Source organism: Vibrio sp. S9_S30 (genome assembly GCF_014694455.1).
Lineage (GTDB): Bacteria > Pseudomonadota > Gammaproteobacteria > Enterobacterales > Vibrionaceae > Vibrio.
The window spans coordinates 55,289-71,512 of record NZ_JAAUWT010000004.1 but is presented as its reverse complement, the minus strand read 5'-3'; the positions used below and the strand labels follow the sequence as shown (position 1 = coordinate 71,512).

Annotated in this window: 15 protein-coding genes; 10 read left to right on the top strand and 5 right to left on the bottom strand. The window is 44.5% G+C overall.

Features of this window, described 5'->3' with window-relative positions; all coding sequences use genetic code 11:
• Nucleotides 1–121: 121 nt before the first annotated feature.
• Nucleotides 122–937, bottom strand: a complete 816-nt coding sequence (locus HC752_RS06000) for a 3-keto-5-aminohexanoate cleavage protein (RefSeq protein ID WP_190334228.1) — start codon at nucleotides 935–937, stop codon at nucleotides 122–124.
• The gene (locus HC752_RS05995) at nucleotides 925–2,268 is read right to left on the bottom strand and encodes an aspartate aminotransferase family protein (protein WP_190334227.1); all 1,344 of its coding nucleotides are present in this window, start codon (nucleotides 2,266–2,268) and stop codon (nucleotides 925–927) included. The genes HC752_RS06000 and HC752_RS05995 overlap by 13 nt, the downstream gene beginning before the upstream one ends.
• A gap of 198 nt (nucleotides 2,269–2,466) precedes the next feature.
• Between HC752_RS05995 and HC752_RS05990 the strand changes: the two genes are divergently transcribed.
• Nucleotides 2,467–3,354, top strand: coding sequence for a LysR family transcriptional regulator (locus HC752_RS05990; protein ID WP_190334226.1), 888 nt, complete (start codon nucleotides 2,467–2,469; stop codon nucleotides 3,352–3,354).
• 774 nt (nucleotides 3,355–4,128) lie between these two features.
• Here the strand turns inward: HC752_RS05990 and HC752_RS05985 are convergent.
• Nucleotides 4,129–4,554 (bottom strand): hypothetical protein, encoded by a 426-nt coding sequence (locus HC752_RS05985; RefSeq protein WP_190334225.1) that lies wholly within the window; start codon nucleotides 4,552–4,554, stop codon nucleotides 4,129–4,131.
• 293 nt (nucleotides 4,555–4,847) lie between these two features.
• Between HC752_RS05985 and HC752_RS05980 the strand changes: the two genes are divergently transcribed.
• The gene (locus tag HC752_RS05980; protein ID WP_190334224.1) at nucleotides 4,848–6,743 is read left to right on the top strand and encodes an alkaline phosphatase D family protein; all 1,896 of its coding nucleotides are present in this window, start codon (nucleotides 4,848–4,850) and stop codon (nucleotides 6,741–6,743) included.
• Between the two features lie 279 nt (nucleotides 6,744–7,022).
• On the opposite strand, the gene HC752_RS05975 is transcribed toward HC752_RS05980, so the two are convergent.
• Nucleotides 7,023–7,496 carry a GNAT family N-acetyltransferase gene (locus HC752_RS05975; RefSeq protein WP_190334223.1) on the bottom strand — a complete coding sequence of 158 codons (474 nt, stop codon included), beginning with the start codon at nucleotides 7,494–7,496 and terminating at the stop codon, nucleotides 7,023–7,025.
• Nucleotides 7,489–8,043, bottom strand: coding sequence for a GNAT family N-acetyltransferase (locus tag HC752_RS05970; RefSeq protein ID WP_190334222.1), 555 nt, complete (start codon nucleotides 8,041–8,043; stop codon nucleotides 7,489–7,491). Before HC752_RS05970 ends, HC752_RS05975 begins: the two co-directional genes overlap by 8 nt.
• Nucleotides 8,044–8,323: 280 nt before the next feature.
• On the opposite strand from HC752_RS05970, the gene HC752_RS05965 reads away from it, so the two are divergent.
• The 8 genes from HC752_RS05965 to HC752_RS05930 all read left to right on the top strand — a co-directional run bounded on the left by HC752_RS05965 (nucleotide 8,324) and on the right by HC752_RS05930 (nucleotide 16,214).
• A complete protein-coding gene (locus HC752_RS05965; protein WP_190334221.1) occupies nucleotides 8,324–9,091 on the top strand; it encodes a thioesterase II family protein in 768 nt (255 codons plus the stop codon).
• A 1,142-nt stretch (nucleotides 9,092–10,233) separates the two neighbouring features.
• Nucleotides 10,234–11,121 carry a ubiquinol oxidase subunit II gene (gene cyoA / locus HC752_RS05960; protein ID WP_190334220.1) on the top strand — a complete coding sequence of 296 codons (888 nt, stop codon included), beginning with the start codon at nucleotides 10,234–10,236 and terminating at the stop codon, nucleotides 11,119–11,121.
• Nucleotides 11,122–11,149: 28 nt separating this feature from the next.
• Complete coding sequence (gene cyoB / locus HC752_RS05955) at nucleotides 11,150–13,180, top strand: cytochrome o ubiquinol oxidase subunit I (protein WP_190334451.1); 2,031 nt, start codon at nucleotides 11,150–11,152, stop codon at nucleotides 13,178–13,180.
• A 16-nt stretch (nucleotides 13,181–13,196) separates the two neighbouring features.
• Nucleotides 13,197–13,814, top strand: coding sequence for a cytochrome o ubiquinol oxidase subunit III (cyoC, locus tag HC752_RS05950; RefSeq protein ID WP_190334219.1), 618 nt, complete (start codon nucleotides 13,197–13,199; stop codon nucleotides 13,812–13,814).
• Nucleotides 13,814–14,152 (top strand): cytochrome o ubiquinol oxidase subunit IV, encoded by a 339-nt coding sequence (gene cyoD, locus HC752_RS05945; protein WP_190334218.1) that lies wholly within the window; start codon nucleotides 13,814–13,816, stop codon nucleotides 14,150–14,152. The genes cyoC and cyoD overlap by 1 nt, the downstream gene beginning before the upstream one ends.
• A 12-nt stretch (nucleotides 14,153–14,164) precedes the next feature.
• Nucleotides 14,165–15,079: a heme o synthase gene (cyoE, locus tag HC752_RS05940; RefSeq protein WP_190334217.1), complete on the top strand. Its 915-nt coding sequence runs from the start codon at nucleotides 14,165–14,167 to the stop codon at nucleotides 15,077–15,079.
• Entirely contained in the window at nucleotides 15,079–15,711 is a 633-nt protein-coding gene (locus HC752_RS05935) for an SCO family protein (RefSeq protein ID WP_190334216.1), read from the top strand. Before cyoE ends, HC752_RS05935 begins: the two co-directional genes overlap by 1 nt.
• Nucleotides 15,708–16,214 (top strand): copper chaperone PCu(A)C, encoded by a 507-nt coding sequence (locus HC752_RS05930; protein WP_190334215.1) that lies wholly within the window; start codon nucleotides 15,708–15,710, stop codon nucleotides 16,212–16,214. Before HC752_RS05935 ends, HC752_RS05930 begins: the two co-directional genes overlap by 4 nt.
• Nucleotides 16,215–16,224: the final 10 nt, after the last annotated feature.

Below are 16,224 nucleotides of genomic sequence, written 5' to 3'. Positions count from 1 at the left end.
GTTAGTTTACGTGCAAAATACCTGTGTTTCTGTCTTTAGAAACATAGTTCCATTTACGTAAGTTTTACAAATAGCACACCTCGGTTAAGGGTAAATATTCTCTTTGTAAAACATAAGGTTATTAATTGCACTTCAATATCGACTCAAACTTTCTCGCATCGATAAGATTCACGTTGAGCGCTGTCGCTTGCTGAACAAGTTGAGCGACTTGACACTCATTTCCCGGAGACAGCTCTCCATTGGGTAAATAATGATTATTTTCAAACCCAACTCGTGCATCCCCACCTAACAACATAGCAGAGATAAGGCATTGCTGTTCTAATCGCCCAAAAGCGCACACACCCCAAGCGATATCCGAATTCAACAATTGTGGCGTCAGCATGGGCAATAAATCGGTGGGTTGAGATTCTAGGTGTTTGTGGTAACGCCCAAGAACCAATAACAAATGCTGGTTCGTATTGGGGATAACCTGCCTGTTCAGCAGATCAAAGTAACGAATGAGATCATTCTGATCATAAACTATCCACTGTATCAGAATGTTTTCCTGATTGGCTAAGTGGAAGAAATCTCGGGCGGTCGCTTCGGATGCCTTATCTGGAATCAGCTCTTTGATGGCGCAAGAAACAGCGGGCGGAAGCACTTTTTCAATCAGCCTCATTTGCTCTAATCGCGAAAATTGCCCAATGGCTTCCGTGGTCAATTGAATCAGAATTTGATTCCCCAATTCGGCTTTGAGAGCAGCAAGCAGAGCAGCATTTTCACGTATCCCCAGTGTATGCTTTCCTTCTAACGTTCGAGCATGTACATGCGCCATCGCCGCACCAGCCCGAGCACAGGCTTGCACATCTTTCACCACATCCTCTACAGACATCGGGAGATTAGGGTGATCGCCTTTCGTCTTTCGTGCACCGTTTGGAGCAACGATTATGGCTGGCATACCGCCTCCAAAGAAAACAGCCGGCTAAAGGTGGCTTGCAGCTTCTCAATCAATTCTGTGACCTGCGCTGGCGTCATAATGAAGTGGGGAGCCAACAGCACGTGGTGACCATTTTGACCGTCGATTGTCCCTTTCATTGGGTAACACATTAACCCTTCCTCCATCGCCGTTTGCTTCACTTTCATTTCCAGTTGGCTCGTTGAGGAAAAAGGCGTTTTCGTCGGCTTATCTTCTACAAACTCAATTCCAATAAACAACCCTCTTCCTCGAATATCACCAACATTCGGGTGATGACTAAACGCGTCATTCAGCTCTTTGAAAAGCAAACGGCTGATGGACTGAACATCTGAAATCCGGTTTCCTTCAACAATGTCATTGATGGTTGCCAATGCAGCCGCGCATGCTATTGGGTGCGCGTTGAACGTATGCCCATGTTGAAAATAACCTGAACCATCGGCGATCGTTTTGTAGATCTGGCTGCTGACTATGGTTGCTCCGATGGGTTGATACCCCCCACCCAGTCCTTTTGCCACAGTAACAATGTCGGGCACTATGTCTTCTTGTTCAAAGGCAAAGAATGACCCCGTCCTACCGACCCCGCACATCACTTCATCCAAAATCAGCAGCACATCGTATTGGCTGCAAATTTCACGAATGCGAGTAAAGTACCCTTCTACGGGAGCCAGTGCACCAGCGGTGGCTCCTACTACCGTTTCCGCAACAAACGCCATCACGTTGTCTGCGCCCACTTCAAGAATCTTACTTTCTAGTTCGTTTGCTACGCGCTGCCCATAATCAAATGCGGATTCGCTTTCGTGCTGGTCTCGATAGGGATAACACGGAGAGATGTGATGCGCGGTTTTCAGCAACGGGCGAAATGGCGCTCGACGCCATTCGTTACCGCCCACTCCTAGAGCACCTAGGGTATTCCCATGATAGCTTTGCCGACGAGCAATGAACTGAGACTTACCGCCTTGACCTTTTTCAAGGTAGTATTGACGCGCAAGCTTTAGTGCCGACTCAATAGCCTCCGACCCACCACTCACTAGGTAAACATGGTTAAGTGAGTCGGGGCTTAAAGACACCAGTTTGTCTGCCAACTGTTCTGCCGCATCTGTGGTAAAGAAACCACTGTGCGCAAAGGGCAACGCCTCCATTTGTCGCAGCATGGCATGCTTAATTTTTTGATTGTTATGCCCAAGGTTCGAAACCGCCGCCCCCCCACAAGCATCTAAGTAACGCTTACCATTATGATCGAAAAGGTAAATACCTTGCCCACTTTCCACCACCGGAGGTAGATGGTGGCAATGACGATGAATGAGATGAGTCATGGCGAATCCTTACGTACCTTATTCTGTTGACTTGATTTGGTTTACTTGAGTTTAGGTTACTTAAGTTCAGGTTATTGAGTCACCAAGATAAAGCTTTGCGCTTTCTCAACAAGCGAATTATTCTCACTGGTATGAGTGAATGGAATAGTGTGAAGTGCCTTAGTGCAATTCAAGAGGTGCTCCCCCATAAGGAATGTAATGATCATGCAGTTAACTAAGCACCTCCCCTCTAGCCGCTCACTTCAAGCCTTTATTGTTGCGGCAAGGTACCTTAGCTTCTCAGAGGCGGCCAAACAACTGCATGTCACTCAGGGGGCAATAAGCAAACAAATTCAATCTCTTGAAATTCAGCTCGGCCAAGCTCTATTTGTGAGAAAAGGAAATGGTCTCGCACTGACAGAAGCAGGGAGTCAATACCTCAGTAAAGTCGTGCCAGGATTAGAGGCGATACAGTCAGCCAGTGCAGAATTGCAACAAACCCACTCAGAAACAAATTTACTGCAATTAAATGTGTCTCCTTCTATCGCCAACCTTTGGCTGTTGCCTGAAATAGACCAGTTTCTCTCACAAAACCAACGCCTGAAAATTTCGGTCAATACCGGAGATGGCCGACTACCCAAAGGAGGAATCGATGCAGACGTTTCAATACGTTGCTTACCCATTGCAAAACACTATGAGCATTCGGAATGGTTGTTTCAAGAAAAGCTCCTCTTAGTTGCCCATCCAAGCGTGGGGAAACTTAACTCGATAGATGACGTGCTTCGTTTCCCTCTTCTTCCTCAATCTACTCGCCCACAGCTTTGGGAGCTGATGTTGAACAAGCGTCAAATTCACGCGTCACCCAATTATTACCCCGTTGCATTTGAACATTTTTATATGTCTTTGCCTTTGCTGGCACGGAACTGTGGCATCGCTCTCTTACCTGATTTCATGGTGAAAAAAGAGCTCGATTCTGGGGCGCTCATCAAGCCACTCGATCTGAGTTTCGACAGCCCTTATGCCTACTATTTGATTTGCCCAAGCTATAAGTTGGGTGACCCCCACATCCTCTCATTCGCTCGATGGGTTAGGTCATTAGAGCATTAATAGACTCATTTCCCTCTAAATTACTCTTTGGAAATAACTCGTATAGCGTATTTGTGTGAAAAATGAAGACATAGCCGAATGGAACCTCGCTGCACTCTTCTGCTTTCATCGCTTCTGTTTTCGCAGCCAGATCAACATGTTGCACTGTTTACATTTATACCAGTTACATGCATATCCGTTACATGCTCTCTGCTTTGATATCCGAATCTGAAGATATTTTCAGTGCACTAAACTGACGACCTATATATTTATCTGAGCCTATATTTATAGAAAAGGTGGCTACATTGACGCAGCATTTTCAAGCAAGAATGAGCGAGTGATGAGATGCAGAAAGGCATGTACAAAGACAAACTGTAAAAAAGCCCATTCAATATTTAGATTTTCTGGTCTTCGGGGAAAAGCACAGGAGCTAAAAAATAACTATTAAATTAGATGCTTACATTGAGCAGTAACTCAATTGAGTCAAGCATTCAAAAAGTGAGACACATTTTCATCGTTTTACATTTACAATTTGAAATAGAATAATGTATCGTACGAAAATAGTAACAAGATATATCGCTTTTAAGCACCTTTGCTTGCAAAACTAACCGACGACAGGTCGGTCTCTGACACCGTCAGAAAACTAGAAATAGCAATACTATAAATATCTATAAAAACCAAGATACATTAATGTCAAATCCCCAGTATTAAGCTGGGGATTTTTTTATGCTTAGCCATTTTTTTATACTTAGCCGCTGTATTCATAAGGCTGTTTCAAACAACGGTTCATCCACTTTAAGTCGGCTTGTCATCCACTTTAGGTCGGCTTGAAAACGTGCCTGTACCTTCTTTACGAAGCTCGATGAATGCGTCGCTTTCTCCATGTGAACAGGAATAACGCGTACTCTGCTCTGTTTCCGACATCAACTCGCAGCTTTCCTGCACCGAACCCGTATCTTGCGGATCATAGTCAAACGTTGCCATCACTTCATTCGTGTCCAAATCGTGCTTTTCTTGGATATTGATGGCAGATTGGGGCAAAAACGCAGGAAGCCAGCCTTGCTCGACAATGCCGGAGGCTTCCATTTCTCGGTAATCTTCAAACCTGGTGGTGACGTTGTCGCCAACAATCCCTACCCATAGCTGAATCAACACCAAAACGGTCAATAGCACAATAACAATGCTGCGTGTTTTGATAATGTTCATCCTTCCATTATTCATGTCTGAACACCCAAAAAACGGCATTATTTTATAAAATTAAGATGCGACTTTGTCATGATAACGTCATAAGTAGGTAAAGATTTCTAACAGGAATTTAAGCCTCGTTTTCTATCTTGTGGGCAAGTTGGTGAAGCCTCTTATACCAACGGCACAAAATAGTGAGTTAAAAAAACACTAAAATGTTAGATTTGCTGATAATGCCCGTGCTCTCTGTTTGCGTTCCAGATAAACTCCATAGCTAGGGGCAGTTATACTGGATAAAGCCGTTGTCAGTGTTTTTCGATAGAGAGTTTATGAATCAGTCCTCACCATTACCTTTCTTGATTGCCGGTCCCATGCTCAGAAAAGCCACTTCAGACGAATTGGTTTTCTGGATAGTCACAACGGAGCCGCTCTCCGGTCAATTTCACCTCTATCAGCAAAACACTACGGAAGCGTTCTTCTCTCACGATTTGAATCTCTGCCAGCAAGTCAAGGTTGGCACACATGCTTTTGTGACTCTTGCTCACTTTCATGGCAACTTCCCAGTAGACGAGTGCCTTGAATACGAGTTTATTACCCCAAAAGGCAACGTCATCGAGCTATGCCCGCATTTGCTTTATAAAGAAGAACAAAAGCTCTCGATTAAAATCCCCTCTACCGCCAATTACATTTTGCACGGATCATGTCGAAAACCGCACCATAATGGTAAAGATGCCCTGATCGCGGCGGATACTAAAATGGCTAAGCAAGCTTGGGAAGAGCGACCAGATATGTTGTTCATGGCTGGCGATCAAATCTATGCCGACCATGTCGCCGGTCCAATGCTGAGTGCCATTGTGCAAGTGATAGACTTGCTCGGGCTGCCAAATGAAACGTTCAGTGATACCAACATTGCATCTACAAACATCGCATCTACAGCGGATTTACACGCGCATGCTGACTGCTTTTATGGTCGAGAGAACCTTTTGCCTCGCTATCAAGAAAAAAAAAGTGGGCTACTTTCATTTATGCCTTCAATACCTTCTCCGATATTTAGCTCTCGGGATTGTGGTAATCATTTAGTCAGCTTTTCTGAATTTTTCGCCATGTATTTACTGGTGTGGTCGCCACAGCTTTGGGAGCATGTTGCCTATTCGTGCATACCAGAAGCCCTAGCAAGTAAGCTCAAAACACGATGGGAAAAGGAAAGGACACAAATAGAGCAGTTTATAGAGGGGCTGCCTTTTGCTCATAGGCTATTCGCACATTTACCCACATACATGATCTTTGACGATCATGATGTTACTGACGACTGGAACCTAACCATCGGTTGGGAAAAAGCTGCGTACAGCAACGCCTTTTCTAAAAGAATCATCGGGAATGGTTTATTGAGTTACTGGCTTTGTCAGGGGTGGGGAAACGAGCCAACTCATTTCAACTCGGAATTTTTGGCATTAGCCAATGCATTTTTTGAAACGCCAAATATGAAGAATCAAGACGTTCTCATACAGCATTTGTATCAATTCGAGAAATGGCATTACACCATACACACGTCGCCTAAAGTGGTGGTGTTGGATACCCGTACTCGCCGCTGGCGATCAGAATCCAAGATGAACAAACCCTCTGGGCTGATGGATTGGGAAGCGCTAATTGAGTTTCAACAAGAATTAATGCACCAAGACAAAGTGGTCGTGGTTTCCGCTGCGCCCATGTTTGGTGTGAAATTTATCGAAACACTCCAAAAAGCGGCAACCATAATCGGTAAGCCTCTAATGATCGATGCTGAAAACTGGATGGCGCACCCAGGCAGTGCAAATACCTTACTGAGCATTTTCACCCACACCAAAACCCCTACCCATTTTGTTATATTGTCGGGAGATGTTCACTATTCTTTTGCTTACGACATCAAGCTACGATTTCGCAAAAGCAGCCCCAATATCCATCAGGTCACGTGCAGCGGCATCAAAGCTCAGTTTCCAGAACCGCTTCTTGGATTCTGCGATCATGCGGATCGGTTACTCTATTCCCCTCGCTCCCTGCTGAACTTTTTCACCAAAAGAAAGCGCTTAAAAGTCAAAAAACGCAACCCAAGCACTGAGGGGGTGCGAAGACTGGTCAATACCACTGCCATTGGTGAAGTAAGGCTAGATGTGAAAGGAAAACCAAAGCGAATTTCTATTCTGACAGGGGAAGGGAATGAAATCGATTTCCTTCCAACTCAGGAATAATACGTTGGCAGGAAGACACAGCCCGTAGCCGTCTTGTTTATTATTTTTTCTTGATGAGTGCCTCTTTACCGAGTATGTGCGGTGTTAGGTCACTTTGTCGGGATCTCACCACTCAACATTTGGTACACAGGATTTAGCCGATAAGGTGGCATTGGAATACGCGAAAACAAGGCTTGCCGATGAGTGCAGTCCTCGCCAATATTGGTCAGCCCCTGTTGAACGGGGAACACTGATTTTGGTGAACAAAGAGGATGGTGTCGTTGTCGTTAGAAACAAGGTTTACGTGAGCGACATTTCCATAATGTGTTGAGGACCTGCCGCGCCACCGTGGTAACGCTCGCCATGGTCTTTAAAACCATTGAGTTCATAACAACGATAAGCATTTGAATTTTTACAATTCACCGTAAGATAAATGGATTCGAACGTCGCATAGTCTTGCTGTAAATATAAATGAAGCGCCTTAACGGCTTGTTTGCCATAACCTTTTCCTTGGTAGCGAGAATCAACAAAAAACGCTCTTAACCCAAGCGCTCCGTGCGCAGCAAACCCATGCTGTTCACTGTAAGTCGTATCGATGAGAAAGAACCCAACGACATGACCGCTTTCGTTCACCATGACATGTGGGTGTATTTTGTCATCCACATTCACCAAAATCTCTTCCATCGTACCAACAAATTTCAACTGTTCATCCGCAACATGCAGCTCCGAAACTTGCTTTAGATGTTGTGAACTCATCGGCTGTAGGTTAATCATCTTGGCTTCCTTTCCTCTTTTCCCATTCAGAACGTAACATAGCGTAGATAACCGTATCCCACCAACGCGCTTTAAAGTATCGGTGTTCAACAAACTGAGCTTCCTTTCTCATTCCAAATTGGCGACACATCGCCATCGCGGCTTTATTGACACCAATCGTTTCGGCATACAACCGATGAACCGCCAGCTTTTCAAACCCAAATTCGGCTATCGCTTCTGCCGCTTCTTGCGCGTATCCAGCCCCCTGAAACTCGCGCGCTAAACCACACCCCATAGAGGCTTGTTGATTGGCTTCTAACCTAATGCCACACGTACCAATCACTTCTCCTGTTTGCTGCAAAACAATGGCGAGCTGATATTTACTTCGTGGTAATTCGGATGCCTGCTCAATAAACAGGTTCACCAAAAACTCAGCCTTTTCGATAGAACAATCGTCTTCATCATAAAAGCGCTGATATTTTGAGTCTTGAGTCAACTTAATGTACGAGGAAACATCACTCGCCTCAAAGTCCCTTAACATTAGGCGTTTTGTCACTATTTCAAACATTTACCTCTCCATTTTATTTTTCTTCCTACTCTGAGGCTGGCGCGACTATACAAAAAGAAGTGAGCATACGCTACTCCCTGCCTGATTAACGTGAAGCGTATTGTTAACGTGAGACCCATGATTACCATGAGCCCTTTCGACATTGGCTGACGCAGCCACTCTCACCTCAGAACGGAGCAATGTGTTTAATTGAATGCGGTTATCCCCAAAATGAAACAAAGGTATCCATTCTTAACATTCCTCGCTATTCTCCTAGCCTTCTGACAATAAAGGATTGAACATGCGCGGAAACACGTCACTTAATCGTTGGTTTGCCATTCCAAAACCAAAGCCCAATGCCCCCTTACGCTTAATCTGTTTACCATATGCCGGAGGCAACATAAGCTCCTTTGTTCCTTATAGTTCTTTGCAGGAACTGACTGCCGAAATTTGTGCGGTACAGTTGCCAGGAAAAGGGAGCCGACTGATTGAAACGCCGTATCAAAGTATGGAGGCTTTGGTTCAGGATTTGGCGGAAGCATTGGCGCCGCTAACCGACAAACCTTATGTCATTTGGGGACACAGCTTTGGAGCACGAATTGGGTTTGAGCTGCTTCGCTATCTCAAAATGCATGGGATGCCTATGCCCGCACATTTCATTCCAGCCGCGTCAAGAGCGCCGCATCAATTGAATACCCAAAGCCCGATTCACGGACTTTCGGATGAAGGGTTTAAAGCAAAGTTAAAAGCAATGGGCGGAACACCAGATGAAATCCTTGAACATGACGAACTGATGTCTTTACTGATGCCAAGCTTAAAGGCGGATTTTAAGCTCGCAGAAACGCACAAAGTGAACACAATTGAGCAATTCAACATTCCGGTAACATTGCTGGGCGGGACTATGGATAGCATTATTCCACCCGACTCATTGTCAAGCTGGCAGGCTCACTTTTGTGGGGACTTTGAATTAACCTTGATAGAGGGTGACCACTTCTTTATCGACAAGCAATTTGACTCTGTAAGCAAAAAACTGACCGATATCATTCAGCGCCTTGTTGAAAAGGAATGAGTCTGTTTCACTGGCTGATGGTTCCGTTATTGAGTGGCTTCATATTCAAATAGTCTAGAAATGCGTATTCCATTGCCTCCTTGAAATGAAACACAAGGCAGAGCGACAAATGTATATGAAAGCCGATTGAATGCGCGTGAATAAAATGAATGTAACCGAACAAAAAGTGCCATAGGTATTTAGGTCTATTAGAAAGTATTCTGATACCTATATCATTTAATTATGCCCATTTTCTGGCATTAATATGATTGCATTACATTTACTATAAACGATATCCGGTTAAATGTATTTCACGGCCCCTTGAAGGCAAATGAACTGGGAGGACAGCGTTCATTATTCTTTTTCAAGTAACTTGAAGGAATAATTTAGCAAATAGTAATTTAATAAAAAGCAGGGAAATAGACACACAAAGTATAGGTTTATATAGCAAGTCGAGCAGATACATTTTGCTCTTAATTATCGCTAAACCCAGTACCCTAGGGTTATTTGGATATCTGTCCGTATAAACCGTGTTGAGCATAATTAAAGCCATTACCTTACAGTATACGCGGTTAAATGGTACGCAAAAAATCAACATTAAACCATATAAAATATCAGGATATACGCTCAACTTCATCTACGGACAGTCTCGAAAAAGTCATAAAAATCACACGAAAGCATCAGGTTTAATCCATACAAGTAACCACTAAATAAATATGGTTAACACTCATTGTGACCCCGAACAACAAGATATTCTCATGCTAAAATAAGGGTTATTAAGTGGGCTATATATAATTCCCAAGACGACACAGATTATCTCCACAACGTCTTGAAGCACCTCATTTCTTGTAAAAAATGAAATTAATATTTCTGTAATTTATACACAGATTGAATTTTACAGTTCTGAACAAGTTAAAGCTTGCTAATTTGGTAATTTGGTACTTTAATTCACGCTTTAGTTTCTAAATTCTAATTTTCGCCGCATCTTGTAAGGCAATTGTTTCAATTGATAATATATTGTTAATGTGAAATTTGCGTTTTTATTCAACGTTTTTTTGGCATGCCGTTTCTTAAAGTGAAGTGAATATTCTGCGTATTTAGACACTGCGTACTGTAATTATTGTCTTTGAATTTATTCTGGTCTTGAGTTCCAGGGAGGACAAATGAAAATAAAATGTAACATAAAAGTTGCATTAATATTAACATCAGTCGTTGGGCTGATTTTATTAGGCGTACTATTTTTCGGTAGTAACATGGTGTTATTCGATCCTAAGGGGCCCATTGGTCAAGCTCAGGAATCGTTGATTATCACTTCTGTTTTACTCATGGGCATCATCATTGTTCCGGTGCTGTTCATGTGTGTGTATTTCCCATACAAGTACCGCACCTCTAACAAAGAGGCGGAGTACAAACCAAACTGGGAACATTCCACAAAAATCGAAGTGATAGTTTGGACTGTTCCTTGTTTGATTATTTTGGCATTGGGTTGGATTACTTATGAAACGTCCCACTCTCTTGATCCACGCCGTGAAATCGAGTCAGACAAGACACCACTAACAATTCAGGTTGTTTCCATGAATTGGAAATGGTTGTTCATCTACCCTGAACAACAAATTGCCACCGTTAATGAAGTTGCCTTCCCTATTGATCGTCCTGTTGAATTTCTCGTCACATCTGATACGACAATGAATTCGTTCTTCATTCCTCAATTGGGTAGCCAAATCTACGCCATGGCTGGCATGGAAAACCGCGTTAATTTGATGGCGACGGAAGAAGGTGTCTACCGCGGAATGTCGGCTAACTACAGTGGTTTCGGATTCGCGAACATGCACTTTAAAGCGCATGCTGTCAGCGAGCCTGGTTTTGATGAATGGGTGAACAAAGTAAAACGGTCTGAGCAAGTGCTGAATGACACAAGCTACGACGCCTTGACTGCGAATGCGAAAGAGCAGATCAAGAAATACCACCCTATCACCTACTACTCTTCTGTCGATCCACTGCGATTCAAAGATATCATCGAGAAACATTCAGGAGCTCAAAATGGCCTATAAAGGCGACGTACATGCCGAACCTGATTTAATATTCGGAAAACTAAACTGGGACGTCATTCCGTATACTGACCCAGTGATTTTACCCGTTATGATCGCCGCCATTCTTGGTGGCCTAGGTCTGTTAGGTTTGATTACCTACATGGGGAAATGGAAATACTTGTGGTCTGAATGGCTAACGTCTGTCGACCACAAAAAGATTGGTGTCATGTACATCATCGTTGCATTAGTCATGATGGTTCGGGGGTTCTCCGACGCCATACTCATGCGTTCGCAGCAAGCGATGGCCACTGTCGACGCCTCCTATCTGCCCCCCGAGCATTACGACCAAATTTTTACGGCTCACGGCGTCATCATGATTTTCTTCGTGGCCATGCCTTTGGTCGTGGGCTTGATGAACGTTGTAGTACCGCTTCAAATTGGCGCAAGGGACGTTGCTTTCCCATTCTTAAACTCCTTGAGTTTCTGGCTATTCGTTGTCGGTGCAATCCTAATCAACCTGTCTTTGTTTGTGGGTGAATTTGCTGCGACAGGTTGGTTGGCTTATCCGCCGCTTTCTGGAATGGAATACAGCCCTTGGGTTGGTGTGGATTATTGGCTCTGGTCGCTCCAGATCTCGGGCATTGGTACGCTTCTAACCGGTGTTAACTTCGTTGTTACTATCCTGCGTATGCGTGCTCCAGGCATGAAACTGATGCAAATGCCAGTATTCACATGGACTTCACTGTGTGCCAACGCATTGATCATTGTTGCCTTCCCTATTCTTACTGTCACACTGACACTTCTGACCCTTGACCGCTACATTGGTACGCATTTCTTTACCAATGACATGGGCGGCAACCAGATGATGTACGTGAACTTGATTTGGGCATGGGGTCACCCAGAGGTGTACATCCTGGTTTTACCTGCGTTTGGTATTTTCTCGGAAGTCTGTGCTACGTTCTCACGCAAACGACTGTTTGGCTACACGTCTCTTGTATGGGCGACGGCGGTCATCATGGTACTTTCGTTTATCGTATGGCTACACCACTTCTTTACCATGGGGGCTGGGGCAAGTGTTAACGCCTTCTTCGGAATAGCCACCATGATCATATCCATACCCACCGGAGTTAAGATATTTAACTGGCTCTTCACCATGTACAAAGGGCGTGTAGAATTCACCGCCAGTATGTGGTGGACCATTGCATTCCTTATTACCTTCACCATTGGTGGTATGACGGGTGTCATGCTTGCAGTGCCTGCTGCTAACTTCGTTCTGCATAACAGCTTGTTCGTGATCGCTCACTTCCACAATGTCATCATTGGTGGTGCGGTATTCGGCTACTTTGCGGGCTTTACCTACTGGTTCCCTAAAGCGACGGGCTTCAAGCTGAACGAGAAGTGGGGCAAGGTGTCTTGTGCACTTTGGACTGTCGGTTTCTTCGTTGCCTTTATGCCAGTATACGTGCTGGGCTTTAACGGCATGACTCGTCGTTTAAATACCACAGACAACCCAGAGTGGGCTCCATTACTTTGGATTGCTGCATTCGGTGTTGCCATTATTGCTGCTGGTATTGCCGCTCAGTTCTACCAAGTCTTCATCAGTATTCGCGATCGTAAGCAAAACATGGACGAAACAGGTGACCCTTGGAATGGTCGTACGCTTGAGTGGGCAACCTCTTCTCCACCTCCATTCTATAACTTTGCAACTCTGCCAAAAATTCATGATAGAGATGAACACCACTACCGCAAAGAGCATGGAATGGCATACCAAAAGCCTGACCGCTATAAGCGAATCCACATGCCAAGTAACACTTGGGCAGGTGTCGTAATCAGCTTCTTCTCGCTGATTATGGGTTTCGCCTTTGTATGGCATATCTGGTGGATGGTGGTTGTCGGCTTCCTAGGCATGATCGTGTCTTGGATCGTATACAGCTTCCAACGCAATAAAGATTACTACGTTGAAGTTTCTGAAGTTGAGGCTATTGAAGGCGCTCATCTAGACAAGGTTTATCAGGAGCACCCTGAATTTAACCCAGCGTCGAAAGAAGCCGATACGAAACCTGCATCCCCAGCGGTTTAAGGATTTAGGAGATAATATGACTGCACATGATAAATCAGTGCTGGACAATGGTGGTCACGATGATCATGACCACCATGATTACGCTGGCGACACCATCTTTGGCTTTTGGATTTATATCCTAAGCGACTGTTTACTGTTCGGTACGTTGTTTGCCACCTTTGCTGTTTTCTCAAATAGCTTTGCGGGCATTGTAGAACCAAGTGAACTCTTTAACCTGTGGTTTGTAGCAGGCGGTACTGCCTTGCTACTGCTCAGTAGTTTCACCTTCGGCATGGGGATGCTGAAAGCGAAAGAGCGCGATGCGAAAGGCATGTGGTTCTGGCTTTGGACAACCTTTGCACTGGGCTTGGGCTTCTTGATTATGGAACTGTATGAGTTCCATCATTTCAGCGAAGCAGGTGCAACGTTTGACAGCAGTGCGTACTGGTCGTCTTTCTACGCACTTGTCGCAACACACGGTTTACACGTTTTCGCTGGTTTGATTTGGATGATCGTTTTGTATTTCCACTTTAAACGAGATGGCTTTACTGAAGACAACGAAGCACGTCTGTCTTGCTTAAGCTTGTTCTGGCACTTCCTAGATGTTATCTGGATTTGCGTGTTTAGTGTGGTTTATCTAATGGGAGTGATGTAATGGCACAGACTGCAGAACATGGTCATGGCGGTCAAGCGCATGGCAGCGTTAAAGAATATGTAATGGGTCTTATTTATTCCATCTTACTCACAGTGATCCCATTCGCTATGGTAATGATGGATATCGGCTCTCCACAGCTGAAAATCGGCGTTATCTTAGTCTGTGCTGTTGCGCAAATTTTGGTTCAATTGGTGTTCTTCTTGCATATGAATACCTCTTCCGAGCAGATGTGGAACACGACCTCGGCAGTATTCGTTGTCGTCTTAGTGGCCATCATACTCATTGGTTCGCTTTGGATTATGGAACACCTGAACCACAACATGCTGATGGGCCACTAATCGGAATACCTAATGATTTCGAACTATTTACAACTCACTAAACCTGGCATTATCCGCGGCAACCTTGTTGCCGCGGCTGGTGGTTTCTTTCTGGCCTCTCAGGGCCAGATTGATTGGAGCCTCTTTCTTGCCGTGTGTTTAGGTACAACGTTCATCGTTGCTTCAGGCTGCGTATTCAATAACTTCATCGACAAAGACATCGATGCCAAGATGAAACGCACTTGCCAACGTGAGCTAGTACAAAAAGTCGTCCCAGTGTCCAATGCACTCGCTTGGGCTACCATTCTGGGTATTGCAGGATTTTCTACTCTGTTTTTCTTCACCTCAATGGTTGCTTTCTGGTTCGGTGTTCTTGGGTTCGTTGTATACGTCGGTTTTTACAGCCTGTACTACAAACGACACTCTGTACACGGAACTCTCATTGGTGGCTTATCAGGTGCTTGCCCTCCGGTCATCGGATATTGCGCGGTAACCAACCAACTGGATCTTGGTGCCGCCATTGTATTCCTTACATTTTGCATCTGGCAGATCCCACACTCCTACGCCATTGCGATTTATCGCTTTGACGATTACAAAGCGGCATCCATTCCTGTATTGCCGATTAAAGAAGGCGTAGATAAAGCACGTACCCACATCATGGGTTACATCATCGCATTTGCTATCGCTTCTTTGGCGCTGACTTACTTAGGTTACGCCGGTAGTTGGTACGCGCTGGGCATGGGGCTGGTCAGCATGTACTGGTTGTACTTAGCGAAAGTGAGCTTTCAAAAAATGCCGACAGAGCAATGGGGTAAGCAACAAATGCTGTTCTCCATCGTGTGTATTATGGTGTTCTGTATTTTGATTTCTATCGACTTTTCTCCGCCAGAAATCCATGAAACTCAACAAGCTTCGTTGAACGTACTTCAACTCAAGGAATTCATCTAATGACTCGAAACCCAGTGAAAATAGTTTTAGCATTGGGTGTCCTTGCTCTGGCAGGTATTCTTGCACTCTATGTGGACAATACCACGCTCCCTATAGGGGAGAAGCCTCGCCAGTTCAAAGATTTAGGTGGGAAATTTGATTTAGACAGCATCAATGGTTCTGTAGAACTCGACGCATACAAAGATAACGTCGTCGTTTTATATTTTGGCTATCTAAATTGTGCTGAAGTCTGCCCTTCATCGATGGGTGTGATGTCTGCGTCGTTCAAGTACTTGCCTGAAAATGTATACGATAAAACCCAAGGGTTCTTTGTAAGCGTTGATCCAGAGCGTGACGACTTAACATCACTCAATGACTTCGCACAGTACTTTGATAAGCGAATTTTAGGGTTAACGGGCTCCAAAGAGGAGATCCAAACCATTACGGATCAATACGGTGTGTACATTGACTTGGTTGACATGTCGTCGTCAGAACTCGCTTACACGGTGGACCACGCATCCCGATTCTATATCATTGATCCTGATGGTCAGCTGGTTGACTCTCTTAGCCACAGTACCACCCCTATTGAACTAGCGGCTCGTATTGAACGTGCCCTAGAAGAGTACAACGCAACTACCGGAAATGCTTCATGAAACTCGCCAAAATTGGCATTGTGGGCTTTATCACCTTTTTGCTTGCTTTTTCCGTCGCTTACTACGAGAAGACCAAGAAGCCTTTCTACCAGCCTGACCCTCTTCCATCACGCCAAGTTCAGCGCTTAACAGACGAAATTCATGTCGATTACGCACGCATCAAAGCGACCATTCCCGGCATTAAAGTGACTTCTGGTTACCTGAATATCACGAATAAAGGCACTGAAACCGTTCGATTTACAGAGGTAGAAACAGAAGCGGCGAAGCATACTGAATTTCACCGAATGTTCTTACGCGATAGCCGAATGGCGATGCGAAAAGCCGACGTGATTGAGGTCAAACCTAACGAGACATTCAAGTTAGAACCCAGTGGTCACCACCTAATGCTCATGGGATTAACTCAGCGCTTTAAGGCTGGTGAAACCATAAAAGTCACATTAATACGTGATAACGGAGAGCGATATACTCTCGACTTTCCTGTTATGGCGAACAAAGCAAAATAACTAACAATAC